Here is a 414-nt window from a genome sequence, read left to right as displayed (position 1 = left end):
ATTACGCACTCTTTCAAGGGTGGCTGCTTCTAAGCCAACCTCCTGGTTGTCTGTGCGACTCCACATCCTTTCCCACTTAGCGTACGCTTAGGGGCCTTAGTCGATGCTCTGGGCTGTTTCCCTCTCGACCATGGAGCTTATCCCCCACAGTCTCACTGCCGTGCTCTCACTTACCGGCATTCGGAGTTTGGCTAAGGTCAGTAACCCGGTAGGGCCCATCGCCTATCCAGTGCTCTACCTCCGGCAAGAAACACACGACGCTGCACCTAAATGCATTTCGGGGAGAACCAGCTATCACGGAGTTTGATTGGCCTTTCACCCCTAACCACAGGTCATCCCCCAGGTTTTCAACCCTGGTGGGTTCGGTCCTCCACGAAGTCTTACCTCCGCTTCAACCTGCCCATGGCTAGATCA

Annotated in this window: 1 rRNA gene (only partly in view); it reads right to left on the bottom strand. The window is 55.1% G+C overall.

Annotated features, from left to right (window positions below):
• A 23S ribosomal RNA gene (locus tag ACFC0O_RS46080) occupies positions 1-414 on the bottom strand; its annotated part reaches 999 nt to the left of the window's first position; the annotation flags it as partial.

It is taken from the genome of Nocardia sp. NPDC056100 (assembly GCF_042266325.1).
Taxonomy (GTDB): domain Bacteria; phylum Actinomycetota; class Actinomycetes; order Mycobacteriales; family Mycobacteriaceae; genus Nocardia.
This window is presented reverse-complemented; position numbering and strand designations above follow the sequence as displayed.